The organism is Lysobacter sp. F60174L2 (assembly GCF_052547135.1).
Map to the genome: position 1 here is coordinate 23,128 of NZ_JBQWRA010000004.1, position 24,421 is coordinate 47,548.

At 70.2% G+C, this 24,421-nt stretch carries 24 protein-coding genes; 13 read left to right on the top strand and 11 right to left on the bottom strand.

What is annotated here, in order from left to right:
- Positions 1-36: 36 nt before the first annotated feature.
- From ACT9AS_RS12065 to ACT9AS_RS12075, 3 genes are read left to right on the top strand one after another with little or no spacing between them, the layout of a single operon-like run.
- Complete coding sequence (locus ACT9AS_RS12065) at positions 37-765, top strand: YggS family pyridoxal phosphate-dependent enzyme (RefSeq protein ID WP_445100399.1); 729 nt, start codon at positions 37-39, stop codon at positions 763-765.
- Positions 766-787: 22 nt separating this feature from the next.
- Positions 788-1,633, top strand: coding sequence for a pyrroline-5-carboxylate reductase (proC, locus tag ACT9AS_RS12070; RefSeq protein WP_445100400.1), 846 nt, complete (start codon positions 788-790; stop codon positions 1,631-1,633).
- A gap of 42 nt (positions 1,634-1,675) precedes the next feature.
- Positions 1,676-2,161, top strand: a complete 486-nt coding sequence (locus ACT9AS_RS12075; RefSeq protein ID WP_445100401.1) for a DUF4426 domain-containing protein — start codon at positions 1,676-1,678, stop codon at positions 2,159-2,161.
- A gap of 134 nt (positions 2,162-2,295) precedes the next feature.
- On the opposite strand, the gene ACT9AS_RS12080 is transcribed toward ACT9AS_RS12075, so the two are convergent.
- The 4 genes from ACT9AS_RS12080 to pdxH all read right to left on the bottom strand — a co-directional run bounded on the left by ACT9AS_RS12080 (position 2,296) and on the right by pdxH (position 5,188).
- A complete protein-coding gene (locus tag ACT9AS_RS12080) occupies positions 2,296-3,321 on the bottom strand; it encodes a PA2778 family cysteine peptidase (RefSeq protein WP_445100402.1) in 1,026 nt (341 codons plus the stop codon).
- On the bottom strand, positions 3,321-3,695 hold the full coding sequence (locus ACT9AS_RS12085) for a PA2779 family protein (RefSeq protein WP_445100403.1): 375 nt from the start codon (positions 3,693-3,695) through the stop codon (positions 3,321-3,323). The genes ACT9AS_RS12080 and ACT9AS_RS12085 overlap by 1 nt, the downstream gene beginning before the upstream one ends.
- A 78-nt stretch (positions 3,696-3,773) precedes the next feature.
- Positions 3,774-4,568 carry an ABC transporter substrate-binding protein gene (locus ACT9AS_RS12090; RefSeq protein ID WP_445100595.1) on the bottom strand — a complete coding sequence of 265 codons (795 nt, stop codon included), beginning with the start codon at positions 4,566-4,568 and terminating at the stop codon, positions 3,774-3,776.
- Between the two features lie 17 nt (positions 4,569-4,585).
- Positions 4,586-5,188 carry a pyridoxamine 5'-phosphate oxidase gene (gene pdxH / locus ACT9AS_RS12095; protein ID WP_445100404.1) on the bottom strand — a complete coding sequence of 201 codons (603 nt, stop codon included), beginning with the start codon at positions 5,186-5,188 and terminating at the stop codon, positions 4,586-4,588.
- Between the two features lie 17 nt (positions 5,189-5,205).
- Between pdxH and ACT9AS_RS12100 the strand changes: the two genes are divergently transcribed.
- The gene (locus ACT9AS_RS12100) at positions 5,206-6,036 is read left to right on the top strand and encodes a kinase (RefSeq protein ID WP_445100405.1); all 831 of its coding nucleotides are present in this window, start codon (positions 5,206-5,208) and stop codon (positions 6,034-6,036) included.
- Between the two features lie 6 nt (positions 6,037-6,042).
- Here the strand turns inward: ACT9AS_RS12100 and ACT9AS_RS12105 are convergent, their stop codons facing one another.
- Positions 6,043-6,246, bottom strand: a complete 204-nt coding sequence (locus ACT9AS_RS12105) for a dodecin domain-containing protein (protein WP_445100406.1) — start codon at positions 6,244-6,246, stop codon at positions 6,043-6,045.
- A gap of 114 nt (positions 6,247-6,360) precedes the next feature.
- Between ACT9AS_RS12105 and ACT9AS_RS12110 the strand changes: the two genes are divergently transcribed.
- The 4 genes from ACT9AS_RS12110 (at position 6,361) to hemE (ending at position 9,699) form a co-directional block, all read left to right on the top strand.
- Positions 6,361-6,900 carry a shikimate kinase gene (locus tag ACT9AS_RS12110; protein ID WP_445100407.1) on the top strand — a complete coding sequence of 180 codons (540 nt, stop codon included), beginning with the start codon at positions 6,361-6,363 and terminating at the stop codon, positions 6,898-6,900.
- Positions 6,897-8,015 (top strand): 3-dehydroquinate synthase, encoded by a 1,119-nt coding sequence (aroB, locus tag ACT9AS_RS12115; RefSeq protein ID WP_445100408.1) that lies wholly within the window; start codon positions 6,897-6,899, stop codon positions 8,013-8,015. Before ACT9AS_RS12110 ends, aroB begins: the two co-directional genes overlap by 4 nt.
- A 219-nt stretch (positions 8,016-8,234) precedes the next feature.
- Positions 8,235-8,489, top strand: a complete 255-nt coding sequence (locus tag ACT9AS_RS12120) for a WGR domain-containing protein (RefSeq protein WP_445100409.1) — start codon at positions 8,235-8,237, stop codon at positions 8,487-8,489.
- A gap of 136 nt (positions 8,490-8,625) precedes the next feature.
- Positions 8,626-9,699, top strand: coding sequence for a uroporphyrinogen decarboxylase (gene hemE / locus ACT9AS_RS12125; RefSeq protein WP_445100410.1), 1,074 nt, complete (start codon positions 8,626-8,628; stop codon positions 9,697-9,699).
- Positions 9,700-9,727: 28 nt separating this feature from the next.
- On the opposite strand, the gene ACT9AS_RS12130 is transcribed toward hemE, so the two are convergent.
- Positions 9,728-13,330 carry an ATP-binding protein gene (locus ACT9AS_RS12130; protein WP_445100411.1) on the bottom strand — a complete coding sequence of 1,201 codons (3,603 nt, stop codon included), beginning with the start codon at positions 13,328-13,330 and terminating at the stop codon, positions 9,728-9,730.
- 150 nt (positions 13,331-13,480) lie between these two features.
- Between ACT9AS_RS12130 and ACT9AS_RS12135 the strand changes: the two genes are divergently transcribed.
- Genes ACT9AS_RS12135 through ACT9AS_RS12145 form a run of 3 tightly spaced genes read left to right on the top strand, consistent with a single transcriptional unit; the run spans position 13,481 to position 15,344 of the window.
- Complete coding sequence (locus ACT9AS_RS12135; protein ID WP_445100412.1) at positions 13,481-14,191, top strand: YceI family protein; 711 nt, start codon at positions 13,481-13,483, stop codon at positions 14,189-14,191.
- Positions 14,188-14,745, top strand: a complete 558-nt coding sequence (locus ACT9AS_RS12140; protein ID WP_445100413.1) for a cytochrome b/b6 domain-containing protein — start codon at positions 14,188-14,190, stop codon at positions 14,743-14,745. The genes ACT9AS_RS12135 and ACT9AS_RS12140 overlap by 4 nt, the downstream gene beginning before the upstream one ends.
- A 17-nt stretch (positions 14,746-14,762) precedes the next feature.
- Positions 14,763-15,344, top strand: coding sequence for a YceI family protein (locus tag ACT9AS_RS12145; RefSeq protein WP_445100414.1), 582 nt, complete (start codon positions 14,763-14,765; stop codon positions 15,342-15,344).
- 187 nt (positions 15,345-15,531) lie between these two features.
- On the opposite strand, the gene ACT9AS_RS12150 is transcribed toward ACT9AS_RS12145, so the two are convergent.
- Positions 15,532-15,807 carry a glutaredoxin family protein gene (locus ACT9AS_RS12150; protein WP_445100596.1) on the bottom strand — a complete coding sequence of 92 codons (276 nt, stop codon included), beginning with the start codon at positions 15,805-15,807 and terminating at the stop codon, positions 15,532-15,534.
- 114 nt (positions 15,808-15,921) lie between these two features.
- Between ACT9AS_RS12150 and ACT9AS_RS12155 the strand changes: the two genes are divergently transcribed.
- Positions 15,922-17,301, top strand: coding sequence for an L-serine ammonia-lyase (locus ACT9AS_RS12155; protein ID WP_445100415.1), 1,380 nt, complete (start codon positions 15,922-15,924; stop codon positions 17,299-17,301).
- A 4-nt stretch (positions 17,302-17,305) separates the two neighbouring features.
- Here the strand turns inward: ACT9AS_RS12155 and ACT9AS_RS12160 are convergent, their stop codons facing one another.
- Positions 17,306-19,642 carry a TonB-dependent receptor domain-containing protein gene (locus ACT9AS_RS12160; RefSeq protein WP_445100416.1) on the bottom strand — a complete coding sequence of 779 codons (2,337 nt, stop codon included), beginning with the start codon at positions 19,640-19,642 and terminating at the stop codon, positions 17,306-17,308.
- A 152-nt stretch (positions 19,643-19,794) separates the two neighbouring features.
- On the opposite strand from ACT9AS_RS12160, the gene ACT9AS_RS12165 reads away from it, so the two are divergent.
- On the top strand, positions 19,795-20,919 hold the full coding sequence (locus ACT9AS_RS12165; RefSeq protein ID WP_445100417.1) for a phytase: 1,125 nt from the start codon (positions 19,795-19,797) through the stop codon (positions 20,917-20,919).
- Positions 20,920-20,949: 30 nt separating this feature from the next.
- On the opposite strand, the gene ACT9AS_RS12170 is transcribed toward ACT9AS_RS12165, so the two are convergent.
- The 3 genes from ACT9AS_RS12170 to metX are packed head-to-tail and all read right to left on the bottom strand — an operon-like array spanning position 20,950 to position 24,376.
- Positions 20,950-22,083 (bottom strand): homoserine dehydrogenase, encoded by a 1,134-nt coding sequence (locus ACT9AS_RS12170; protein WP_445100418.1) that lies wholly within the window; start codon positions 22,081-22,083, stop codon positions 20,950-20,952.
- Positions 22,080-23,306: an O-succinylhomoserine (thiol)-lyase gene (locus ACT9AS_RS12175; RefSeq protein WP_445100419.1), complete on the bottom strand. Its 1,227-nt coding sequence runs from the start codon at positions 23,304-23,306 to the stop codon at positions 22,080-22,082. The genes ACT9AS_RS12170 and ACT9AS_RS12175 overlap by 4 nt, the downstream gene beginning before the upstream one ends.
- Positions 23,303-24,376: a homoserine O-succinyltransferase MetX gene (metX, locus tag ACT9AS_RS12180; RefSeq protein ID WP_445100420.1), complete on the bottom strand. Its 1,074-nt coding sequence runs from the start codon at positions 24,374-24,376 to the stop codon at positions 23,303-23,305. Before metX ends, ACT9AS_RS12175 begins: the two co-directional genes overlap by 4 nt.
- Positions 24,377-24,421 lie beyond the last annotated feature (45 nt).

A 24,421-nucleotide genomic window follows, 5' to 3' on the forward strand; every position in this document is an offset into this window, starting at 1 on the left:
CCGTCAATCCAGCCCTGCATCACAGGATCAAACGACGTGAAGACACATCCCCTGGACCATATCTCCCGATTGCTGGACAACGCCGCGAGCGCCGCGGGCCGGCCGTCGCCGCGCCTGCTGGCGGTCAGCAAGACCCAGCCGGCGGACGCCGTCGCCGGACTGGCGGCGCTGGGCCAGCGCGCGTTCGGCGAAAACTACGTGCAGGAAGCGGCAGCCAAGATCGCGGAACTGGCGCAAGCTGAACCGGGGACGCCGGCGCTGGAGTGGCACCTGATCGGCCATCTGCAATCCAACAAGGCCCGCGAGGCCGCCGCGCTGTTCGACTGGGTGCAGACCGTCGACCGGACCAAGCTGGTCGCGGCGCTGGCCCGCCACCGCGACCCCGCGCGCGGCCCGCTGAACGTGCTGGTCCAGGTCAACATCGACGACGAGGCCAGCAAGCACGGCTGCCGGCCGGAGGACGTCGAGGGACTGGCGGCGACGATCGCACGCGAACCGATGCTGCGCTTGCGTGGATTGATGGTGATCCCGATCCCGCACGACGACCCGGAACTGGGGCGCCCGGCGTTCCGCCGCAGCCGCGCGCTGTTCGACGCGATGCGCGCGCGTTATCCGCAGGTCGACACCCTGTCGATGGGGATGAGCGGCGATGCGGCGATCGCGATATCCGAAGGCGCGACGATGGTGCGGATCGGCACCGCGCTGTTCGGCGCGCGCGCAAGGCGGGAGGAAACGCAGGCGCCACCCTTCTACACTGGGCGCTGATTCGTACCTAGGGCCCCCAACCATGAGCAATCCATCCAAGCCGTCCGATGCCCCCGTCGTCGCCTTCATCGGCGGCGGCAACATGGCGCGCAGCCTGATCGGCGGGATGATCGCGCGCGGCGCGGACCCGGCGCGGGTGCGCGTGGCCGAGCCGGTCGAGGCCTTGCGCGATGCGTTGAAGGCCGACTTCGACGTGCCCTGCTTCGCCAGCGCCAGCGAGGCCGTGGAAGGCGCGGCGGTGTGGCTGCTCGCGGTCAAGCCGCAGGTCATGCGCACGGTCTGCGGCGAGTTGACGGCGGTCGCGCAGGACACCCAACCGGTCGCGATTTCGGTCGCCGCCGGCATCACGTCCACGCAGCTGTCGAACTGGCTGGGCGGCGATATCGCCGTCGTGCGCGCGATGCCGAACACCCCGGCCCTGCTCGGCGCCGGCATCACCGGCCTGTTCGCCAACGACCGCACCGACGCGACCCAGCGCAAACAGGCGGCAGGCCTGCTCGACGCGGTCGGCCCGACCGTGTGGATCGACGACGAGGTGCAGATGGACGCGGTCACCGCGGTGTCCGGCAGCGGCCCGGCCTACGTGTTCCTGCTGGCCGAGGCGATGCAGGACGCCGGCGTGAAACAGGGCCTGCCCGCCGACACCGCGCGCCAGCTGGCCAGCCAGACCCTGCTCGGCGCCGCGAAGATGCTGACCGAACTGGACGAGCCCGCCGACGTGCTGCGCAAAAAGGTCACCTCGCCCGGCGGCACCACCCAGGCCGCGATCGAGACCTTCGAATCCGGCGGCCTGCGCGAGCTGGTCGACCGTGCGGTCACCGCCGCGACCGAGCGCGGCCGCGAACTGTCGGCGGCGAACGACGACTGAGCCCGGACGACCCGCTTCCACCCATTGCCCCGGAGTTCCACCATGCGCACCCTCGTTGCCCCGATCCTCGGCGCCCTGCTGCTGGGGCCAGCCCTGCTCGCAGGTTGTGACAGCCAACCCGCCCCGCGTGTCGCCAGCCAGGCCGCGGTGCCGCAGGAAGCGACCCTGGAAGTCGGCGACACCCGCATCCGCGCCAGCGTGCTGCAGACCTCGATGCTCAACGACACGGTCGCGCGCCAGTACGGCATCGAGCGTGGCGACGACATCGTGATGCTGCTGGTCGGACTGCGCGAGGGCGCGCCGGCCGAGGAGGTTTCGGTGCCGGCGACCGTCACCGCGACCGTGACCGACCTGCGTGGCCGCAAGCAAGTGGTCGAGATGCACGAGTTGGCCAGCGGCGAGCTGGTCGATTACGTCGGGACGCTGCAGGTGTCGTTGCCGGATACGCTGGCGTTCGAGGTGTCGATCGCGCGACCGGGCAAGCCGGATTCGACGATGCGTTTCAGCCGGGAGTTTTTTTCGCGATAGGGGGGCACGAAAATGAAGCTGGCTTCGTTGTAGGAGCGACGTGAGTCGCGATTTCACTGATGCCCGGGATCGCCGTGCGTTCGCGACTTACGTCGCTCCTACAAAAAGCGGGTGTTTAAGGGCGGCGAGGGAGTCTATGGCCTGCGGGTGAACTTCTTGCAGGCCGCATCGGGTTTGGGCGTGCTCGACTCCAGCCCGGCGGCGGTCCTTTGCAACTGTTCGCGCCAGCGACTGTCGCTGCCGGCGCCTGCCTGCGCGGCCTCCAGCGCGACCCGTGCCTCGTCCATGCAGCCCAGTTCGGCCAGGACGCTCGCGTAGTTGTTGCCCAGCACCGGGTCGTCCGCCGCCAGTGCCAGTCCGTTGCGGTAATGCGATGCGGCCACCACCCGTTCCCCGGCTCCGTAAGCGTGGTTGCCCATCGCCAGGTGGCTGCGCGGGTCATCGGGCCAGCGCTCCAGCGCGGCCTCGTAGGCCGGACCGGTCGCTTCGGCGCCGGCGACGTCCTCGAAGTCGGCGACCGCGGCTAGGTACTTTGTCGCGTCCGCGTGGGCGGGCAGCTCGCCCGGGCGCAAAGCCAGCAGGCCCCAGCGGCCGGCCCAGTCCCAGGTGCGCAGGAACTTGCGCGCATCCACTTCGAGTCCACGTTCGGTACCGCTGTTGAGGATCACCTCATTGCGCGCCGGATCGGTACCGACCAGCACCGCGTAGTGCCAGCGCGGCACGGTCCGGACCAGCAGGTTCTGCAGCACCAGCACCGGGCGGCCGGCGTACAGTTCGGCCAGCAGCGCATCGGTATCGGGCTCGACCACGTACGGGATGCGGCCGGCGCGGCGGGTGGCGGCGACCAGTTCGACCTGCAGGCTGCCCTCGCGACCGGGCAGGTAGACCTGCGGGACCAGCGCCTCGGGACTGGTCGACACGCCGCTGTCCACCAGCACCGTCGCCAGCGCGGCGGGCCCGCACTGGTATTCGTCCTGCGGGTAGAACGGCACGTCGGCCAGCAGCACCGGCCTGGCCGGGACACCATCCGGCGCGTCCGGGCGCGCCAGCTGCCAGGCGGGATTGATCGTCGAGCAGGCCGGCAACAGCAATGCGGCGGCGAGCACGAGGCCCGTCGCCGCACGTGATGCGGGGCCGCGCGCGGAGGCGGCCGCCGGCATCAGATCCGGTTGAAGATGTTGGTCACGCCGACCAGTTCGAGTATCAGCAGCACCACGAACACCACGCCGATCACGGCCAGCGCACCGCCGCCGGCCGGCAGGCGGTCAAGCTCGCCCTGCATGCGCAGGAGTTCGGCATCGCTGAGCGACGCGATGCGGGTATCGGCATCCGCCGGGTCGACGCCCAGTTGCTGCATCGCCTGGCGCACATCGTCGCGCGCGAGCGATGCGCGGATGTCCGCCTCGGTGCTGGCGCGCATGTCGGCCGACAACGCCTGCTGGGTGCTGATGATGCTGGCGGTCGCCGGGTTGACGACCATCGACGCGGCCAGCGTGCCGACCAGCAACGGGGTGGCTATGTACTTCCTGAACATCGGGGACTCCTCATGATGGGCCGGAGGAGGTATGCCACAGCCGGCGTGAAGGCGACCTTGCGCGCGTCACGAAACGGCTCAGCCGTGGCGCACGGCCCAGTCGCGGATGATCGCGGCGATCGCGCCGACCCCATCGGTGAGCGCGGCCGGGCCGGGCTGCAGGATCATCGGTGACTTGATCTCGTGCAGTTCGCCGTCGCGCACCGCCGGGATCGCGCCCCACCCGTCCCGCGCCGCGACCTTCTCCGGACGGAACTTCTTGCCGCACCACGAGCCGAGGATGATGTCGGGCGCGCGCCGGACCACTTCCGCCGGGTCTTCGAGGATGCGCTGCTTCGCCAGCGACTCGGCGGCGCGCTCGGGGAAGATGTCCTCGCCGCCGGCGATCCGCACCAGTTCGGCGACCCACTGGATGCCGCTGATCAACGGCTCGTCCCATTCCTCGAAATAGACCTTCGGCCGTCGCGGCAGTCGCGCGGCGGCTTCCGCAATGCCATCGAGCCCGCGCTGCAGGTCGTCGGCGTAGGCGCTCGCCTTGTCCGCCGCACCGACCAGCGCACCGAGCCGACGGATGTAGTCGACGATGCCGTCGACACTGCGGTGGTTGCTGATCCAGACCTCGACGCCGTGGCGGATCAACTCGGCGGCGATGTCGGCCTGGATGTCGGAGAAACCGACCACGAAATCGGGTTCGAGCTTGAGGATCTCGCCGATCTTCGCGCTGGTGAATGCGCTTACCTTCGGCTTCTGCCTGCGCGCGATCGCCGGGCGCACGGTGAAGCCGCTGATGCCGACGATGCGGTCCTGCTCGCCGATCGCGTACAGGGTCTCGGTCGGCTCCTCGGTCAGGCAGACGATGCGCCGGGGGCCGATGGCACCGGCCGCGAGGGTCACGGGTAGAGCATCCGCTTGGACCACTCGCCGGCGAGGTCGCTCTCGTACAGCCAGCGCTCGTGCAGGCGGTACTGCGCGCCATACCAGAACTCGATCGCGCTCGGCTGCACCCGCAGGCCGGTCCAGCGCGGCGGGCGCGGGATGTCGCGGCCTTCGAACTCCTGCTCGAGCTGGGCCACGCGCTCGTTGAACTGCTCGCGCGACTCCAGCGTCTCCGACTGCTTCGACGCCCACGCGCCGATCTGGCTGCCGCGTGCGCGGGTGGCGAAGTAGGCGTCGGCCTCCTCGTCGTTGACGATCCCGACCGGGCCTTCGATACGCACCTGCACGCCATCGCGCACCCGCGGCCAATGGAACAGCAGCGCGGCGTGCGGGTTGGCCTGCAACTCGCGGCCCTTGCGGCCGTCGAGGTGGGTGTAGAACACGAAGCCGCGCGGGTCGTGCGCCTTGAGCAGCACGGTCCGTGCGGAGGGGCGCGCGTCGAGCCCGGCGGTGGCGACGGTCATCGCGGTCGGGTCGGGTTCGCCGGCCTCCCTGGCCTGCGCGAACAGCTCGGCGAAGGTGGCGTGGGCTTCGGACAGAAGGTCGAGGTGGTCCATTGCGATATGGTGATCCGATGGCATCAGGCCCACAGGTTACCCCGCCCGGCGCCGGCCCCCGACCCGCAGGCTACGCGCCGGCGTTCGTTGCCGACGTGCTCGACGACGCCCTCGCCCACGACTGCCGGGTGTACTCGATCACCGGGCTGCAGGGCACCGGCAAGTCGACGATCGCGGCGCAACTGGTCGAGCTGGCCGGCGAACGCGGACTGCATGCGGTGGCGCTGTCGATCGACGACTTCTATCTCGACCACGACGAGCGTGCGCGCCTGGGTCGCGACGTGCATCCGCTGCTCGCGACCCGCGGCCCGCCGGGATCGCACGACGTGACGCTGGCCTGCGAGGTGGTCGACGCGCTGCGCGGCGGACGTGCGACCCCGCTGCCGCGTTTCGACAAGATCGCCGATCGCCGCCTGCCGCGCGCACGGTGGCCGGTCGTCGACGGGGTCGACCTGGTGTTTTTCGAGGGATGGTTCCAGAAGGTGCCGGCGCAATCGACGGAGGCGCTGGCCGAACCGGTCAACGCATTGGAACGCGACGAAGACCCGCACGGCACCTGGCGCAGCTGGTGCAACGCCGCGCTCGGCAGTGACTACGGCCCGCTGTGGACGCGGCTGGACCGGCTGCTGTTCCTGCAGGGACCGGGGTTCGACCAGGTGCCACAGTGGCGCTGGCAGCAGGAACGCACCCTGCAGGCGGCCAACCCGGAGCGGGCGGCGATGAGCCGGCCGCAGGTCATGCGCTTCGTGCAGTTCTTCGAACGCGCCAGCCGCCACGCACGGCAGGTGCTGCCGGACATCGCCGACCGGACCCGGCGGCTGGACAGCCACCGCCGGCCCCTCGACTGACCGCGGTCACTGCACCAGGAAACTCACCTTCATGTCGGCGCGCCACTCGGTGATGTTGCCATCGTCGTCGGTGACCACCTTGATCTCCTTCACCCAGGCGCCCTTGATGCCCTTGACCGAGGTGGCCGCCTTCTTCAGGCCGGTCTGCACCGCATCCTCCAGGCTCTTCTTGGAAGAGGCGTTGAGCTCGATGACTTTAGCTACCGACATTGGATGATCTCCTGTGTTGAAGCCGGTTGTGGGCCCGGCACGCATTACCGGGCCGGGCGTCCACGGTAGGCCCGCAACTGTTAAGAAGTTGCAACCGGCGCCTACAATCACCGCATGAACCCTGCCGCGAACCTGATCCTCGTTGGCCCGACGGGCGCCGGAAAAAGCTGCATCGGCCGCCACCTCGCCGGGCAGTACGGCCTGCGCCTGATCGACGCCGACGAGGCGATCGAGCAGCGCGCCGGCGCCAGCGTCGCCGCCATCTTCGAGGCCGAGGGCGAGGCCGGGTTCCGCGCGCGCGAACGGGCGGCGCTGGCCGAGCTGCTGGTCGAAGAAGGCCTCCTGCTGGCGACCGGCGGCGGCGCGGTGCTCGACCCGGACAACCGCCAACTGCTGCGCGCGCGCGGCTTCGTCGTCCACCTCGACGTGAGCCGGTCGCAACAACTCGAACGGCTGGCGGACGACACCGGCCGGCCGCTGCTGCAGCGCGAAGACCGGGACGCCGTGCTCGACGCAATGGCGATCCAGCGGGCGCCGCTGTATGCGGAAGTCGCCGACCTGCGCTTCGACACCGACGGACTGGGGATCGCGGACGCGGCCGCGCAACTGGCCGGCCACCTCGACCGCCAATGGCAGCGCGGAGACAGCCTGTGAGCATCCGCCACACGGTCGAAGTCGGCGGCGCGACGCCCTACGCGATCACCATCGGCCCCGGCCTGCTGGACGAAGGCGATCACCTCGCGCATCGCATCCGCGGCATCCACGTCCTGATCGTCAGTGACGACAACGTGGCGCCGCTGTACGCGCAGCGGGTCGAGGCGGAACTGCGGGCCTCGCGACCGGATGCGCTGCTGGCACGTTTCGTGATGCCGGCCGGTGAGCACGAGAAGACCCTGGCCCGTTTCGGCGAGGCGCTCGACGCACTGGCCAAACTGGGCGCGACGCGCGATGCGTGCGTGCTCGCCCTCGGCGGCGGCGTGGTCGGCGACCTCGCCGGCTTCGCCGCCGCCTGCTGGATGCGCGGCATCGACGTGGTGCAGGTGCCGACCACCCTGCTGGCGATGGTCGACTCCTCGGTGGGCGGCAAGACCGCGGTCGACCTGCCCGCCGGCAAGAACCTGGTCGGCGCGTTCCACCCGCCGCGCGCGGTGGTCGCCGACACCCGCGCGCTGCGCACCCTGCCCGACCGAGAACTGCGCGCGGGCCTGGCCGAGGTGGTCAAGTACGGCGCGATCTTCGACGCCGGCTTCCTCGCCTGGCTGGACGCGAACGCCGACGCCCTGCTGGCACGCGATGACGCGGCGCTGGCCGAAGCGATCACGCGCTCGTGCCGGTTCAAGGCCGAGGTGGTCGCACGCGACCCGCTCGAACACGGCGACCGCGCGCTGCTCAACTTCGGCCACACCTTCGGCCATGCGATCGAGACCGAACAGGGCTATGCCGGCACCCGCGGCGACGGCCTCAACCATGGCGAGGCGGTTGCGGTCGGCATGGTGCTGGCGGCGCGGCTGTCGGCCGCGCTGGGGCGGGCGCCGTTGTCCGACGCCGAACGCCTGCAGGCGCTGCTGCAACGCCTCGGCCTGCCGACCGCACTTCCGGCCGGCCTCGCCCCGGAGCAGTTGCTGGCCCGCATGCGGCTGGACAAGAAGGCCCACGCCGGCGGCATCCGCCTGGTGCTGTGGGACGGCGCCGGCCGCGCGAAGCTGGTGACCGGGGTGGATGACGACGCCATCCTCGAATTGCTCCAGCCCGCCACGAACCGGATGTAGGAGCGACGTAAGTCGCGACCGCACGGCGAATCCGCGTGTCGATTCGCGCCACGCGTCGGGACAACGCCCGTGCCTTGATGCCGGTGCGCACAGGTCGCGTTTCCGCAGCATCAGTGAGATCGCGACTTACGTCGCTCCTACACCGGGTTGTTCCGGGGTGGCTGGGCAGCCTTTGGCCGGACACAGCCGAAACCGCGGCCAGGCCGTACAATCCGCGCCATGCGATTGCTCCTGCAACAACGTCCCGACGGCCCCGAGGCTCCGCGCTTCGTGCAGCTGATGCTGCAGGGCGACCTGCTCGGCGGCTGGACCCTGGTCCGCGAATCCGGCCAGATCGGTGGCCGCAGCCAGTTGCGGCGCGAGCAGTTCCCCGACCACGACAGCGCGCTGGCGGCGCTGGAGGCCGCGCGCGACGCCCAGCTGAAACGCGGCTTCCAGCTGATGTTCAGCCAGGGCACCGACGCCCCGCGCTGACCCCCGCGCCACGTCCCGGAACGGTCCGTCCCGCGCCAGCCGGCCCGCCACACCGACCGAACCTTTACCATGCGCACGCCCGCGGCGACGCCGCCGCCCGAAGCCACGCGACCATGGCCCGACCGAGGAACCCGACTTGACCAGCCAGCCCCGTAACGACCGCTTCCTGCGCGCACTGCGCCGCGAACCCGTCGACTGCACCCCGGTCTGGCTGATGCGGCAGGCCGGCCGCTACCTGCCGGAATACCGCGCCACCCGCAAGGCCGCCGGCAGCTTCCTGGCGATGGCGAAGAACCCGGAGCTGGCCTGCGAGGTCACCCTGCAGCCGCTGCGCCGGTTCCCGCTGGACGCGGCGATCCTGTTTTCCGACATCCTCACCATCCCCGACGCGATGGGCCTGGGCCTGTACTTCGTCGAGGGCGAAGGCCCGAAGTTCGAGCGCCCGGTGCGCAACGCCGCCGACATCGCCCGCCTCGGCGTGCCCGACATGGGCAGCGAGCTGCGCTACGTGATGGACGCGGTGTCGACGATCCGCCGCGAACTCGACAACAGCGTGCCGCTGATCGGCTTCTCCGGCAGCCCGTGGACGCTGGCCTGCTACATGGTCGAGGGCGGCGGCAGCAAGGATTTCGCCCGGGTCAAGGCGCTCGCGCTCAACGACCCGGCGGCGATGCACAAGCTGCTGGAGGTCACCACCGACGCGGTGATCGCCTACCTGTCGGCCCAGCGCGCGGCCGGTGCGCAGGTGCTGCAGGTGTTCGACACCTGGGGCGGGGTGCTGTCGCCGTCGATGTACCGCGAGTTCTCGCTGCGCTACCTGACCCGCATCGCCCGCGAGCTCGAACGCGGCGACGGCGACGCGCGCGCGCCGCTGATCCTGTTCGGCAAGGGCAACGGCGCCTACGTGGCCGAGCTGGCCGACAGCGGCACCGACGCGGTCGGCGTGGACTGGACCATCGACCTCGGCGATGCCGCGCGTCGCAGCGGCGGCAAGGTCGCGCTGCAGGGCAACCTCGACCCGGTGACGCTGTACGCCAGCCCCGAGGCGATCCGTGCGCAGGTCGGCCGCGCGCTCGACAGCTACCGCGACGGCAACGGCGGCTCGCGCGAGGGCCACGTGTTCAACCTTGGCCACGGCATGTCGCCGGACATGGATCCCGAACACGTCGCCGTGCTGGTCGACGCCGTGCATAGCCTCAGCGCCCGCTGACCCCGCCGCAACCCGGCCGGGCGCAGGCCTACTCCACCGCCTGCGGCACGCCTTCCAGTTGCTGCCGCAGCATCGCGCCGGTCACCGGCTTGCGCAGGAAGCCATCGAAACCGGCCGCCATCGCCTGCGGTTCCGCGTCGGCGTCCGCACGCGCGGTAATCGCAACCAGCCGCGACCTGATGCCCTGCGCGCGCAGGTGGCGGGCCAGCGCGATGCCGTCCATGCCCGGCAGGTCCAGGTCCAGCAGCGCGACGTCGAACCGCCGGGTCGCGACTTCCACCAGCGCCGCGAGGCCGTGCCCCACGTGGCTGACCCGATGCCCCTGCGCCTGCAGCAGGCCGGTGATGACCTCGGCGACGATCGGATCGTCCTCCACCAGCAGCAGCGACAACGGGCGCGCGCGCGCGGTTTTGGCCGCGGTTGTCGCCGTCCCCGGCACGACCGCCTCCGGCAGCGGCAGGTGGACATCGAAGGTGGTGCCGACGCCCGGTGAGCTTTCGACCGTGATGCTGCCGCCCATCGCCGCCGCCAGTTCCTGGCAGATCGCCAGCCCGAGGCCACTGCCGCCGTAGCGCGCGGCGGTGCGCGCGCCTTCGGCCTGCTCGAAACGCCGGAACAGACGGCCCTGCTGCTCGGCGTTGAGGCCGGGACCGGTATCGGCGACGCGCAGGTGGATGCCGGCTTCGGCATCGCGGCGCACGCCAAGCGTGACCGAGCCGCGCTCGGTGAACTTGATCGCGTTGCCAAGCAGGTTGAGCAGGACCTGTCGCAGGCGCACCGGATCGCCGCGCCATCCATCCCCCACTCCGGGATCGAACTCCACCGCGAAGGCCAGACCACGCGCTTCCGCCAGCGGTGCCATCAGCGCCACCACGTCACCGACCAGCGCGCGCAGGTCGAACGGTTGCTCGGCCAGTTCCAGCTTGCCCGACTCGATCCGCGCGAGGTCGAGCGCGTCGTTGACCAGGCGCAGCAGGTGCTCGCCGGCGCCGCGGATGGACTCGGTGTAGCCACGCTGGCGCGGATCCAGCGGCGTACCTAGCAGCAGCTCGGTCATGCCGAGCACGCCGGTCATCGGGGTCCGCACCTCGTGGCCGAGGGTCGCGAGGAAACGGGTCTTGGCCAGCGACGCCTCGCGCGCGACCTCGTTCTCGTGTCGCACGCGCTGCAGGGCTTCGCGGCGCGCGAGCCGTTCGCGGTACTCGTCGAACAGCCACCACAGCAGCAGGGCGAACAACGCGGCAAACCCGGCCAGCGCCCACGGCGTCCGCCACCACGGCGGCAACACGGCAAAGCCGAGAACCCGCTCGACCGATGCGTTGCCGGCCGCGTCGACCGCGCGCGCATGCAGGGTGTAGTCACCGGGCGGCAGGCCGGCAAAGACGCGCTCGCCACTGCTGCCCTGCTCGATCCAGTCGCTGTCGTAGCCATCGAGCCGGGTGAAATAGCGGTTCGCCTGCGGGTCGTCGTAGGACAGCAGCCGCAACCGGACCCGCAACTCGCGGTCGTCGGGGGCCAGTTGCGGGATCGCGTCGGCGCCGGTGCCGGTATCGACGGCGACCCAGCGTCCGCCACGGCGAACCTCCATGCGATCGAAATGCAATGCCGGCTGCACGGGCGGCGGATCCGGCGCGAAGGTGTCGAGCATCACCACGCCGCCGTCGGCGAGGGTGGCGGTGAGTACGCCGGCGTCGCTCATGACCAGCGCGCGATCGACGAACTCCTGGCTGCCGAGGCCGTCGGCCAGCCCGAACCGGCGCAGGTGCCGGTTGCCGGGATCCCAGCGGAACAGGCCACGGCGACTCGACAGCCAGACCCGGCCGCGCGGGTCGATCTCCAGCCCGGCGCCTTCCAGCGACGGCATGCCCTGCGCGTTGCCGACCCGGGCGTCGCGCTGCCAGCGACCGCCCGCACGGCGGTAGTGTTCCAGTCCGGCCAGGTGCTGCAGCCAGATGCCGCCGTCGGGACCGAATGCGAATGCGAACACGCGGTCTTCGATTTCGATCCCGGGGGCGGCGACGAAACGTGCCGCCGCCGCATCCCAGCGCCGCATGCCGCGACCGTCGGCGATCCACAGCCGGCCGTCGCGGTCGAACGCCATCGCCTCGATGTCGCCGATCCCGAGACCCTGCGCGGTCCCCGGCAGCATCGTCGCCAGCACCCGGCCGCTGGTCCCGTCGCGCCGTTGCAGGCCGACGCCGGTATAGGACACCCAGACATCGCCGTCGGGGCCCTGCGCCAGCAATACCGCGGCACCGTCGAGCGTGCGGTCGCCGCCGCTGTCGACATTCCAGCGTTGCATGGTGCCGGTTGCCGGATCGATCCGCGACAGCGCGTGCCGCTGCCCCAGCCACAGACCGCCGTCGCCGGCCTCCAGCAGCGACAGGCCCGAAGCGCCGGTGATGCGATCGCCCAGCGCTTCGTCGATCGCGTCGACGCTGCCGTCGGCGCCGAGCCGCTCCAGTTCGCCGCGGGCACCGAACAGCCAGACGCCACCGCCACGGGCGATCGAGACGCTGCGATAGAACTCCGACGACAGGCCGTCGCGCTGGTGGTCGAACTGGGCGAGCCGGCGCCAGTCCGGCTGCAGGTAGCCCAGGCCGACGCCGGGCACCGGGAACCACATCGCGCCATTGGACTGCCGCAGCATCTGGAACATCGGGATGACCGGCCCCTTGGCGCCGATCGGCACCGGCAGCGGCACCGCCCCGGGCGACACCCGCCACAGCTGCCGGCTGCTGGCCAGCCACAACTCGCCATCCGGTTCGGCCAGCACCCCGAACACCGTATTGGGCGTCTCGAACATTGGCGACCATGCCGGCGTCAGCCAGTCGCCCCCGGCGCTGCGCCGGAACACGCCACTGTTGGCGCCGACCCAGATTCCGCCCGGTACCGGCGACACCGAGAACACCATCGGCGCCGGCGTGTCGCCGGGCAGCGCCACCCGTTCGAAACCGTCGCCATCCCAGCGCGCCAGGCCGGCGGTGGTGCCGACCCACAGGCGGTCGCTGGCATCCACGCTCAACGACAGCACGGTGGCCGCGGGCAAGCTGCGCGGGTCGCCGTCGCGCGGCATGAAGCGGGTGATCGTGCCGTCCGGATCGAGCCGGTGCAGGCCGCCGCCGTAGGTGCCGAACCACAACGCGCCGCGGTGGCTGGTGATGGCCCAGACGTCGTCGCTGCCCATCTCCGGGTGGTCGGCCTTGCGGTAATGGCGGAAGCCTTCGCGCGCGGAGTCGAGCACGCTGAGGCCGCGGCTTTCCGGCGCAACCCAGACCCGGCCGCGCGGATCGACGTGCAACACGGTCATGTAGTTGCCCGGCAGCGAGCTGTCGTCGCCGGGGATGTGGCGCCAGACCTGCATGCCGACCCCGTCGTAGCGGGCCAGGCCATCGATCGTCGCGATCCACAGGTAGCCGTCGGGATCGAACGCCAGGCCCTTGACGTCGCTGGACGGCAAGCCGTCGGCGACGCCGATGTGGCGCAGGGTCGGGACTTCCGGGATCGCGGGCGATGCCGGCGTCGGGGACGCGGGTACCGCAACGGATGCCTCCGCCATCGGCAGCGCGGGGCCGATGCCTGCCATCAGCAGCCACGCCGCGGCCGCCGCCGTCCTGGTCAACTTGCGCATCGTCCCTCCCTGGTCTTCGCGGTGCTTCCCCGCGCCAAGCCTCGGCGATCACGCCGTGGGGGGCAAGTGCGGCGGCGCGATCCCGTCCGCGCAACGCTGCGTGCCGGGTGGTCGCGGGCAGCGTCGGCCGTCTGCGCCTAGAATCCGGGCATGCCGTCAGAACCCGCGCATTCTTCCGTTGTCCGCCATGGCCCGCTGTTCGCGGTCGCGGCGCTGGTGCTGCTGCTCTCGGCGCCACGGCCGGCCGGCGCCAGCGAGCCTGTCGCGTGGAAGCTGGACCCGGTGCATACGCGGGTGATGTTCGCGGTATCGCACGCGGGGTTTTCCAGGGCGATAGGCACGGTATCGGGCAGCGACGGCGGATTGCTGTTCGATCCCGGCGACTGGGCGGGCGCGCGGCTGGTGGTCGAGGTGCCGCTGACCCGGCTCGACCTCGGCGACCCCGACTGGAACCGCGCCGCGCTGGCCGGCAACCTGCTCGACGCCGACGAATTCCCGACCGCGCGCTTCGTCTCGACCACGGTCACCCCGCGCGACACGGAAAACGCGGAGGTCTGCGGCGACCTGACCCTGCACGGCACCACCCGCCCGCTGTGCCTGGATGTCACCGTCAACACGGTCGAGCGCCACCCGATGCCACCGTTCCGGCTGACCGCCGGGTTCTCAGCCACCGCCACCCTCAGCCGCAGCGACTACGGTGTCGACGCGTGGGCATCGATGATCGGCGATGAAGTCGAACTGCGAATCGAAGCCGAGGCGACCCGTGCCAGCCGCACATTCGCCGAGCGCCTGCTGCAGGCCGCTACCGACGAAGCGACATCCGCTCCCCAACCCCAACCCGAACCCGTGCCGACCCCATGAACCTGAAGAACACCGCCGACCGCTGGGGCCCCGTCAGCCAGTTGCTGCACTGGGTCATCGTGTTGCTGCTGCTGATGCTGTCGACCATCGGCCTGCTGCTCGACAGCCTGCCGGTCACGCCGAAGTACTTCTGGGTGTTCGACCTGCACAAGTCGACCGGGCTGACCCTGCTGGCGCTGGTGCTGCTGCGGATCGGCTGGCGCCTGTACGCGGGCGCGCCGAAACCGCTGGCGGGCACGCCGACCTGGCAGGCGCGGATCGCCTCGGTCACCCACTGGCTGCTGTACGCGTTGATCCTGGCGATGCCGCTGTCGGGCTGGCTGTACGACTCCGCCAGCGGATTGCGGCCGCTGCGCTGGTACGGCCTGGTCGAGATGCCCAAGCTCAGCGCGCCGGACGAAGGCCTGCGCGAGCTGGGCCATACCGCCCATGAATGGCTGTTCTGGGTGCTGGTCGTCCTGGTCATCGGGCATGTGGCCGCCGCGTTCTACCATCACATCTTCCAGCGCGACGCGACCCTGCAGCGGATGCTGCCGCGACGTCGCCGCAACTAGCCGACCGAGGTTCCCCGATGCGTCATTCCGCGATATTCCCCGCGTTCCGCCGCGCCGCCACGCTGCTCGCAGGCGGCCTGCTGCTCGCCGCCTCGCCCGCATTCGCCACCGACTACGTGCAGGCACCCGGCTCGACCCTGGCGTTCGCGACCGAATACGACGGCGAAGTGTTCAGCGGCCACTTCAGCCGGTTCACCACCACCGTGAGCTTCGACCCGCAACATCCGGAGGCGGCCAGGCTCGAAGTGGTGATCCCGCTGGCCAGCGCCGGCACCGCCAACCCCGATCGCGACCAGACCCTGCTCGGCGCGGATTTCTTCAACGTCGGCAAATTCCCGCAGGCGCGTTACAGCGCGACCGGTTTCCGCCCGCTCGGCGACGGCAACTACGCCGCCGACGGCACCCTGACCCTGCGCGGGGTCAGTCATCCGGTGACGCTGACGTTCAGCTGGACCGACGGCGCCAGCCCCGTGCTGGCCGGCAAGGCGACCGTGCAGCGGCTCGCCTTCAACGTCGGCGGCGGCGACTGGGCGGATGTGTCGTTGATCCCGGATGCGGTGGCGGTGAGCACGAAGGTCAACCTGCAGCCGGTGGAGTGAAGCCGAAGCCGCTGCCCGCTTTGATGTAGGAGCGACGTAAGTCGCGAATGCACGGCGATCCCGGCCAGCAGGGAAATCGCGACTCACGTCGCTCCTACATGGGGCGACGTGCACGACACGACATTCCAGGCGGAGCACACAGGGACCCGAAGTCCCCGGGGCTGAGTCCTGCACCTGCCCGCCACTCTCAGCGCCTGAGGAACGCCCGCACGCGCCCCACGTCGAACGGCCAGTCCAGCTCCTCGCCGCTGGCCTCGTCGCGCAACACCGGCACCCGCACCCCGTAGCGCTGCTCCAGCACCTCGTCGTCGTCGATGAACACGCTGTCGAATTCCGGCACGCGGGCGAGCGCGAGCACCTCCAGCGCGAGGTCGCACAGGTGGCAATCGTCGCGTTGATAGAGGGTCAGGCGCGGCTGCACCCGCTCGACCGCCGGGATATCGGGATATGTCGGTTCGGGCATGTCGGCTACGGCGATCGGCATGAAGTCAATGGTGCGGCACCGTAGAATAGCGGTGCGCCGCGCTTCCCGCGCGACACCGGACTGGATGCCGCTCAACCCCGGCAGGAGCATTACGTGGCCGTCAGCACCTTCGACCTGTTCAAGATCGGCATCGGGCCGAGTTCCTCGCATACCGTCGGGCCGATGCGCGCGGCGGCGCGGTTCATCGAGCGCTGGCTGATCGACAACGGCGACCTGGAACGCACCACGCGGTTGCGCGCGGAAGTGTTCGGCTCGCTGGCGCTGACCGGTCGCGGCCACGGCACCGACAAGGCGGTGCTGATGGGACTGGAAGGCCACTGGCCGAACCTGATCGACCCCGACATCATCCCCGAGGCGCTGGAGCGCATCCGCTCGAGCAAGCGCATCAAGCTGTTCGGTCGCCACGAGATCGGCTTCGACGAGAAGCACGACCTGATCATGAACAAGCGCCAGAAGCTGCCGTTCCACACCAACGGCATGCGCTTCACCGCGTTCGATGCCGACAACGAAGTAATCGCCACCCGCGACTACTACTCGGTCGGTGGCGGCTTCGTGGTCAACGAGGACGAGGCGGCCGAGGACCGGATCGTCGCCGACACCACCGCAGTGCCCTACCCGTTCAACTCCGGCGACGAGTTGCTGCAGCAAGTCGCCGACCACGGCATCTCCATCGCCCAACTGATGTACGCCAACGAGGAAGTGTGGCGCCCGCGCACCGAGATCGACGCCGGCCTCGACGAGATCTGGGCGGCGATGAAGTCCTGCGTCGAGCGCGGCATCCGCTCCGCCGGCAGCCTGCCCGGCGGCCTGCACGTGACCCGCCGCGCGCCATTGCTGCATGCCGAACTGACCGCGCGCGACGCGCCGCAGGACGATCCGCTGACGATGCTCGACTGGGTCAACCTGTTCGCGCTCGCGGTCAACGAGGAGAACGCCGCCGGCGGCCGCGTGGTCACCGCGCCGACCAACGGCGCGGCCGGCATCATCCCGTCGGTACTGCACTACTACGACCGCTTCGTGCCGGGCGCGACCCCGCAGGGCGTGCGCGACTTCCTCATGACCGCGGCCGCGGTCGGGATCCTCTACAAGGAGAACGCCAGCATCTCCGGCGCCGAGGTCGGCTGCCAGGGCGAGGTCGGCGTGGCCTGCTCGATGGCCGCCGCCGGGCTGACCGCCGCGATCGGCGGCAGACCCAGCCAGATCGAGAACGCCGCCGAGATCGGCATGGAACACAACCTCGGCCTGACCTGCGACCCGATCGGCGGGCTGGTGCAGATCCCCTGCATCGAGCGCAACGCGATGGGCTCGGTCAAGGCGATCAACGCCAGCCGGATGGCGATGCGCGGGGACGGCAAGCACAAGGTCAGCCTCGACAAGGTCATCAAGACCATGCGCGACACCGGCAACGACATGAAGGACAAGTACAAGGAGACCTCGCGCGGAGGTCTCGCTGTCAACGTGATCGAGTGCTGACCGGCTAGAACGCGTAACGCATGACCAGCTGGTAACGCGGGCCGGCGTGTTCGGCCTCGACCTCGTACTCGTCGTGGTCGCGGTCGAGCTGGTCGGCCAGGTTGTCGAACTTGTCGAACACCTCGGTCTTGTCCGCGTCGAGCAGGTTGGTGCCACTGAGGCGCACCGAGACGCTGCCGCCGAAGCGCTTCTCGACGAACACTTCGAGGTCGCCGTCGTAGGTGGTCAACACCTCTTCGGCCAGCACGCGGCTGTAGGCATCGCCCTGCTTGCGGTAGCTGGCGCCGAACGACGCCGCCAGCGCCGGCAGGTCCTGGATGAAGCCGACGTTGTAGACGCTTCCGGCCTGGTTGTTGAAGCGGCGGGTGCCGAGGAAGTCCTCGACCTCGCTGTCGAGCCACGAGTAGTTCAGGAACACGCCGGTGTCGGGCAGGTTGAACGCGGTCAGCGGCGTGGACAGGTCGAACTCGACGCCCCAGACCTCGCCGTCGCCGACGTTGTCCATGGTGTAGATGAAGCTGTCCGGCTCGAACGGCACGGCGGCGATGGCCTCGTCCTCGCCGACGCCGTTGTCTTCCATGTAGTCCGCGATGTCGTCGGCCCAGTCATCGAACGCGGTTTCGTTGGGCTCGCCGGTGTTGACCAGTTCGATCAGGTTGCTGACGTCACGGTAGAACAGGTTGACCCCGACCACGCCGCGCTTGCCGAGGCGGCGCTCGAAACCGAGGTCGAAGCCGTTCGCGGTTTCCGGCTCCAGTGCGGGATTGCCGAGGAAGTCGTTGTCGCCGTACTCCTCGCTCAGCAGCGCCGGCAGCACGTGGTTGAAGTTCGGGCGGCGCAGGCTGCGCGCGGCGGAGAAGCTGACGCGGCTGGCCTCGCCGATGTCCCACTTCAGGTGCAGCGACGGCAGCAGCTCGCTGTAATCGCTGGAGACGCGGATCGATTCGCCGTCCTGGCCGGACTCGATGTCCGAGTCGGTGGTCTCGTAACGCAAGCCCGCTTCCCAGGCCAGCGTGCCGGCGTCGCCGGAGAACATCAGGTAGGGATCGATGCGGGTTTCCTCGATCACGCTGTCGATGACCGTGTCCGGCGCGTAGACCACCGGATCGCCCTGCGCCTCGGCCTCGAACGCGAAGTAGCTGTGGGTGGTGTCGCGTTTCTTGCTGCGGTAGTCGACGCCGAACTCCATTTCCGCGGCAGCGAGCGGGCGCTTGTGCGCGATCCCGAAGCTGCTCTCGGCGTCGGTGGCGTCGATGTCGAGCGCCTCGCCCTCGTGGGCTTCCCACTCGCCGTCGACGAACTCCTCTTCCTCCTCGCTCTCGGTGCTCCTGTCCTCGAAGCGGGCGTGGTCGAGGTCGATTTCGGTGGTACCTCCGGCCATGTCGAACCGGTAGCCGGCGCCCACGCCCCAGTTGGTCTGGTCGATTTCGGTCAGGCCCGGAACGTCCTTGGTGATGACTTCGCCGTCGTCGTATTCCTCCTCAAAGGAGATCTCGACCTGCTCGCGGTCGGTCTTGACGTAGAAGCCGTCGATCGACAGGCGGCCGGTGTCGCCGACGTTGGCGGTGTAGGAGACGTTGCCCGAATAGTCCTGGCCGTCGCGGGTGTCGGTCTGGTCTTCCCACGACACCAGTTCCATGTCCTCGGGATTGTCGTAGCGGTCGCTGCGTTTGACCTTGGGGTTGTAGCGGTCCTGCACGTTGATCCCGGCCAGCAGGCGGCCACCGAGCGCCTCGCCGGAGGTCACCGCGCCGAAGGTCGGCTGCACCTCGCCATCGTCGTAGCGCATCGCGCCGACGCGGACGTAGCTGCCGTCGAACTCGTAGGCGTCGCGCAGCACGATGTTGATCGCGCCGGCCACGGCATCGCCGGAGCGGTTGGCGCTGTTGCTGCGCAGGATTTCCACGCGCTCGACCATCTCGGCCGGGATGCGGTCGACCCAGAACGAGCGGTCGTCGCCGGCACCGGGCACCTTCCTGCCGTTGATCAGGATCTGGGTGTAGCCGGGATCGAGCCCGCGCAGCTGCACGCCGTCGTACTCCAGCACGTCGGACACGAACACCGCGCTGGGCACGCGCTTGAGCATGTCGCCGACGGTCGAGGGTTCGAAGCGCTGGAAGTACTCCAGGTCGTAGCTCAGCACCGGCGCGGTGCCAGGCGTGCGGTTGCGGTAGACGATCGCGCCCTGCACGACCACCGCGTCGAGCTGCTTCATCGCGGCATCGGCTGCAGGCGCTGCGGCAGCGACCGGCGTGACCTGCGCCAACGCGCCGCCCGAGGCGACCAGCGCCATGACCGCCATGCCGCGCGAGAGTGCAATCGCCAGGGGAGACTTCTTCATTCGAGGGTTCCGGTGCCGGTTAAAGCGGTGATTTCTACGGCCGCTTCATGGCACTGGCATGACGGTTTGGCTGTCATCGGCATGACGCATTCCGCCGGTAGAAGGTTTCGCCAGCGCGCGTGATCCGACGCCGCCCCGACCGGAGTTTTCCGATGCAATTGCGCTTCACCCCGCTCGCCGCCGTCCTCGCCTCGACCTTGCTTCTCGCCGCTTGCGCCAGCGGCCCTGCGGGCAGTGAACGCGAACCCGACGAAGGCGATGAGATCCTCGCGCCCACTACCGGCTACGCCACGGTCGCCGAAGCCTTCCTCACCGCCAACACCCCGGCCGAGAACACCGATTCGCCGGCCAGCTGGACCGACGACGCCGGCAGGACTTTGCTGGTCGCGACCGCCAAGGACACCCATCGGCTGAATGTGTACGACGGCGACACTGGCGAACATATCCGCGATGTCGGTGGCGAAGGTCCGGGGCTGGGCGAGTTCAACCGCCCCAACGGCATCGCCGTGCTCGACGACCTGCTGCTCGTGGTCGAGCGCGACAACCGCCGGGTGCAGGTGCTGCGGCTGCCCGGCTTCGAACCGCTCGGCGCGTTCGGCCAGGACGAGTTGCGCCAGCCTTACGGGCTGTGGGTCAACCGCCTCGCCAACGGTGTCGTCGAAGTGCTGGTCAGCGACAACTACATGTCACCGGCCGACGAAGACCTGCCGCCGCCGCTGGCGGAGCTGGACGAGCGGATCAAGCGCTACCATCTCGACGCCGCCGCACTGGCCGACGGCAACGTCCAGGTGCAACTGGCGGGCATGTTCGGCGACACCACCGCCGCTGGCGCGATCCGCATCACCGAGTCGCTGCTGGGCGACCCCGCGCACGACCGCCTGTTGATCTCGGAAGAGGACCAGGCCGGCGGCACCCTGCTGCGCGAATACGGGCTGGACGGCCGGTTCCGCGGCCGCAACATCGGCGCCGACGTGTTCCAGGCCCAGGCCGAGGGCATCGCGCTGTGGCAGTGCGACGACGGCAGTGGTTACTGGATCGCCACCGACCAGTTCGCCGATCGCAGCCTGTTCCACGTATTCGACCGCATCAGTCTGGCGCACCTCGGCGTGTTCGCCGGAAACACCGTCGCCAACACCGATGGCGTGTGGCTGCAGCAGGCCCCGACCGCGCGCTTCCCGGCCGGCGTGTTCTATGCGGTCAACGACGACCAGGGGATCGGTGCGTTCGACTGGCGCGACATCGCCCGCGCGCTCGACATCAAGGCGACTTGCAGCTGAAACCGGGGCGCCCGCTCGCGCCGGTGCCGATCAGGCGCCGGTCACGATCCGCAGCACGTCATCCAGCAGCCCGGCCGCGGTGACTTCGGCGCCGGCGCCCGGGCCCTGGATCACCAGTGGTTGCTCGCGGTACCTGTCCGACCAGATCGCGACCTTGTTGTCGGTGCCGGCGCCGCCCGCGAGCGGGTGATCCTCGGGCAGCGCTTCCAGCCCGACCCGGGCGTCACCCGTGCCGCCACGGATGTTCTCCAGCCGCGCGATGAAGCGCAGCTTGCAGCCGTCCTTGCGCGCGGCGGCGAATCGCTCGCGCAGCGGCGTGTCCAGCAGCGGCAATGCACCATCGACGTCATCGCGGGCAAGGCCGGCGAGCGTCGCCGGCACCAGCGAATCGACATCGACCTCGCTGCTTTCGAGCTCCACTCCGGCACTGCGCGCAAGGATCAGGAGCTTGCGCCGCACGTCCTCGCCCGACAGGTCCTCGCGCGGGTCGGGTTCGGTGAAGCCGGCATCGCGCGCCTCGCGCACGAAGCCCGAAAACGGTCGCAGGCCGTCGTAATGGTTGAACAGCCAGGCCAGCGAGCCCGACAGCACGCCGGCGATCGCGAGGATGCGGTCGCCACCGGCCTGCAGGTCGCGGATCGAACGCAGCAGCGGCAGTCCGGCACCCACCGTCGCGCTGTCGCCGTAGGCCGTATTGCCATGGAGGCAGCCCGCGCGGATGCGGCGCCATTGCGCCAGGCCGGTGCCCTGCCCGAGCTTGCACGCGGTCACCACGTGGATGCCCTGGGCGAGCCACTCGGCATGCCGTTCCGCGACGGCGGCGCTGGCGGTCGCGTCGACCACGATCTGCGCGCCGTCGCCGCGCAGGACCGCGGGAACCTGGTCCAGCCGGCTGGGTCGCGGCTGGCTTTGCATCACCCGCAGTATCTCCCGTGGCGCCATTCCCAGCGTCGCGCTGGCAGCGCGGCGCGAGTTGGCGACGTGCACGAGCGACACCCCCGCGCCGAGTGGCGTGCCCGTCCATTGCGCCAGCCGTTCGATCACCGCGGTGCCGACCGTGCCCGTGCCGAGCAGGGCGACCCGCGCCGGCGCCGCTGCGGCCGGCACGGGTGGGATCGCGTGGGGCCGGCCGGTGCGTGCGCGAGTGACGGCCACCGCCTTCATTTCGCCACGCGTTTGCTGCCGACGCCGGTCGCCTGCGCGCGTTCCAATGCCGCCGCGATGTCGGCGACCAGGTCGTCGACATGCTCGATGCCGACCGACAACCGCAACAAGCCGTCACCGATGCCGGCTTCGGCCCGCGCGTCGGCCGACATCGCCGCGTGGGTCATCGTCGCCGGGTGCGCGACCAGGCTTTCGACGCCGCCCAGCGACTCGGCCAACGTGAAGCACTGCAGGCCGTCGAGGAACGCGCGCACCGCCGGCTCGCCACCGTCCAGCTCGACGCTCAGCATCGCGCCGAAACCGCTCTGCTGGCGTGCCGCGATCGCATGGCCGGGATGGCTGGCCAGCCCGGGGTAATGCACCGCGCGCACCGCCGGATGGCCGTCGAGCAGCCCGGCCAATGCGGCGGTGTTCTCCTGGTGCACCCGCAGCCGCGCGCCCAGCGTGCGCAGGCCGCGCAGGGTCAGGAAGCTGTCGAACGGAGAGCCGGTGATGCCCAGGCAATTGGCCCACCATGCCAGCTTCTCGTGCAGCTCGGACTCCTTCGCCACCACCGCGCCACCGACGACGTCGCTGTGGCCGTTGATGTACTTGGTGGTCGAGTGCACGACCACGTCGGCGCCGAACGAAATCGGCTGCTGCAGCGCCGGCGACAGGAAGGTGTTGTCGGCCACCACGAGCGCGCCGGCCGCGTGCGCGGCATCGATCACGAAGCGCAGGTCGGTGATGCGCAGCAGCGGATTGGAGGGGGTCTCGATCCAGACCAGTGCCGGCTCCTTCGACAGCGCCTCGGCCAGCGCGCGCGGGTCGGTCAGGTCGACCGTCAGCAGTTCGAACGCGCCCTTGTCCGCCAGTGCGTTGAACAGCCGCCAGCTGCCGCCGTAGCCGTCGTGCGGCACCACCAGCTTGTCGCCGGGCTTGAGCAGCGCGTGCAGCATCAGGGTGATCGCGGCCATGCCGGTGGCGGTGACCACGCCACCGGCGCCGCCTTCCAGCTCCGCCAGGGCCTCGGCCAGCAGGTCGCGGGTCGGGTTGCCGCTGCGGGTGTAGTCGTAGGTGCGCTTGTCGTTGAAGCCGGCGAAGCTGAAGTTCGACGACAGCACGATCGGCGGGGTGACCGCCCCGAACGCGCTGTCGCGGTCGATGCCGGCGCGCACCGCGCGGGTACACAGGTCACGCCCGCTGGATGCCGCCGGGTCGGGCGTGTGCAGATGGACGCTCATGCCGCCACCTCCGCGTCGCCGGATACCCGGGTATACAAGGCGTCCGCAAGGATCGCGGCGATGGCGTCGCGCTCCTTGAGGAACGCGTCATGCCCGAAGATCGATTCGAGCACGTGCAGGCGGGTCTCGCCACCCAGTCGCCCGGCCAGCTCGCGGGAGTCGGCAACCGGTACCACCCGGTCGCCGTTCACCGCGACCACCGTCACCGGCACCCGCACCGACTCGGGCTGCAGCGCCTGCAGGTCGATCGACTCCGACAGCCGCACGAACGCGGCGGTCGGGGTACGGCTGGCGTACTTGCCGCCGCAGTGGTCCAGATAGTCCTCGGCACCGACGCGCACGCGGCCGTCGACCACTCCGGCGGCATCGAAGCGGGCATCGAACTCCTCGGGCGTCCGATAGCTCAGGATCGCGAGTTGCCGCGCCAGCTCCAGGCCGTGGGTGTCGTCGCACTGCAACGCACCCAGCGCGACCGCGCGACGCTGCAGCGCGCGCCAGGCGCTGGCATACGGGTGCGCGCGATGGACGCCGCTGATCGCCACGAGGTGCCCCAGCCGCGCGCCGTGGGCGGCGGCGAACTGCAAGCCGACCATCGCCCCGTACGAGCAGCCGATGAAGGCGTGCAGATGCTCGATGCGCAGGGCGTCGAGCAGCGCGGCGATCGCGTCGGCCTGGTCGGCGGGATCGAGCGCGACGTCGAGTTCACCGTCGCTGCCGACCCAGTCGAACGCGAGGATGCAATACCGCTGCGGGTCCAGCGCGCGGCCGGCGCCGACCTGCGCATCCCACCATCCGGCGTCCGCATGCGCGTCACTCGCGCCGACGTGCCGGTCCGCGGAGATGCCACCGGCGACGAACACCACCGGCAGCGACGGGTCGCCGATGCGCTCGTAGCGCAGGCACACCTCGCGCAGGCCGGCGTAACGGAGTCCAAGGGTGGTTCGCACTTGCCCGCGCACCGCACGGCCGGCATCGATGGAGACAGACGACGCCGCACTTTCGCCCTCGAACAGGACGTGGCTCTCGGCGCGGGCGACGGGGTGGCGATCGGTGTGGGTCTGAAAGCTCATGGCGGCATCCGGAAGTGACGGGGGCCATCGAGCTGACGGATGCGC

Bases quoted from the DNA above. Each gene is read 5' to 3' on its own strand.
- proC (WP_445100400.1), top strand. From the start codon at position 788: ATGAGCAATCCATCCAAGCCGTCCGATGCCCCCGTCGTCGCCTTCATC.
- ACT9AS_RS12075 (WP_445100401.1), top strand. From the start codon at position 1,676: ATGCGCACCCTCGTTGCCCCGATCCTCGGCGCCCTGCTGCTGGGGCCA.
- ACT9AS_RS12080 (WP_445100402.1), bottom strand. From the start codon at position 3,321: ATGCCGGCGGCCGCCTCCGCGCGCGGCCCCGCATCACGTGCGGCGACG.
- ACT9AS_RS12085 (WP_445100403.1), bottom strand. From the start codon at position 3,695: ATGTTCAGGAAGTACATAGCCACCCCGTTGCTGGTCGGCACGCTGGCC.
- pdxH (WP_445100404.1), bottom strand. From the start codon at position 5,188: ATGGACCACCTCGACCTTCTGTCCGAAGCCCACGCCACCTTCGCCGAG.
- ACT9AS_RS12100 (WP_445100405.1), top strand. From the start codon at position 5,206: ATGGCATCAGGCCCACAGGTTACCCCGCCCGGCGCCGGCCCCCGACCC.
- ACT9AS_RS12105 (WP_445100406.1), bottom strand. From the start codon at position 6,246: ATGTCGGTAGCTAAAGTCATCGAGCTCAACGCCTCTTCCAAGAAGAGC.
- ACT9AS_RS12110 (WP_445100407.1), top strand. From the start codon at position 6,361: ATGAACCCTGCCGCGAACCTGATCCTCGTTGGCCCGACGGGCGCCGGA.
- ACT9AS_RS12120 (WP_445100409.1), top strand. From the start codon at position 8,235: ATGCGATTGCTCCTGCAACAACGTCCCGACGGCCCCGAGGCTCCGCGC.
- ACT9AS_RS12130 (WP_445100411.1), bottom strand. From the start codon at position 13,330: ATGCGCAAGTTGACCAGGACGGCGGCGGCCGCGGCGTGGCTGCTGATG.
- ACT9AS_RS12135 (WP_445100412.1), top strand. From the start codon at position 13,481: ATGCCGTCAGAACCCGCGCATTCTTCCGTTGTCCGCCATGGCCCGCTG.
- ACT9AS_RS12140 (WP_445100413.1), top strand. From the start codon at position 14,188: ATGAACCTGAAGAACACCGCCGACCGCTGGGGCCCCGTCAGCCAGTTG.
- ACT9AS_RS12145 (WP_445100414.1), top strand. From the start codon at position 14,763: ATGCGTCATTCCGCGATATTCCCCGCGTTCCGCCGCGCCGCCACGCTG.
- ACT9AS_RS12150 (WP_445100596.1), bottom strand. From the start codon at position 15,807: ATGCCCGAACCGACATATCCCGATATCCCGGCGGTCGAGCGGGTGCAG.
- ACT9AS_RS12160 (WP_445100416.1), bottom strand. From the start codon at position 19,642: ATGAAGAAGTCTCCCCTGGCGATTGCACTCTCGCGCGGCATGGCGGTC.
- ACT9AS_RS12165 (WP_445100417.1), top strand. From the start codon at position 19,795: ATGCAATTGCGCTTCACCCCGCTCGCCGCCGTCCTCGCCTCGACCTTG.
- ACT9AS_RS12170 (WP_445100418.1), bottom strand. From the start codon at position 22,083: ATGAAGGCGGTGGCCGTCACTCGCGCACGCACCGGCCGGCCCCACGCG.
- ACT9AS_RS12175 (WP_445100419.1), bottom strand. From the start codon at position 23,306: ATGAGCGTCCATCTGCACACGCCCGACCCGGCGGCATCCAGCGGGCGT.
- metX (WP_445100420.1), bottom strand. From the start codon at position 24,376: ATGAGCTTTCAGACCCACACCGATCGCCACCCCGTCGCCCGCGCCGAG.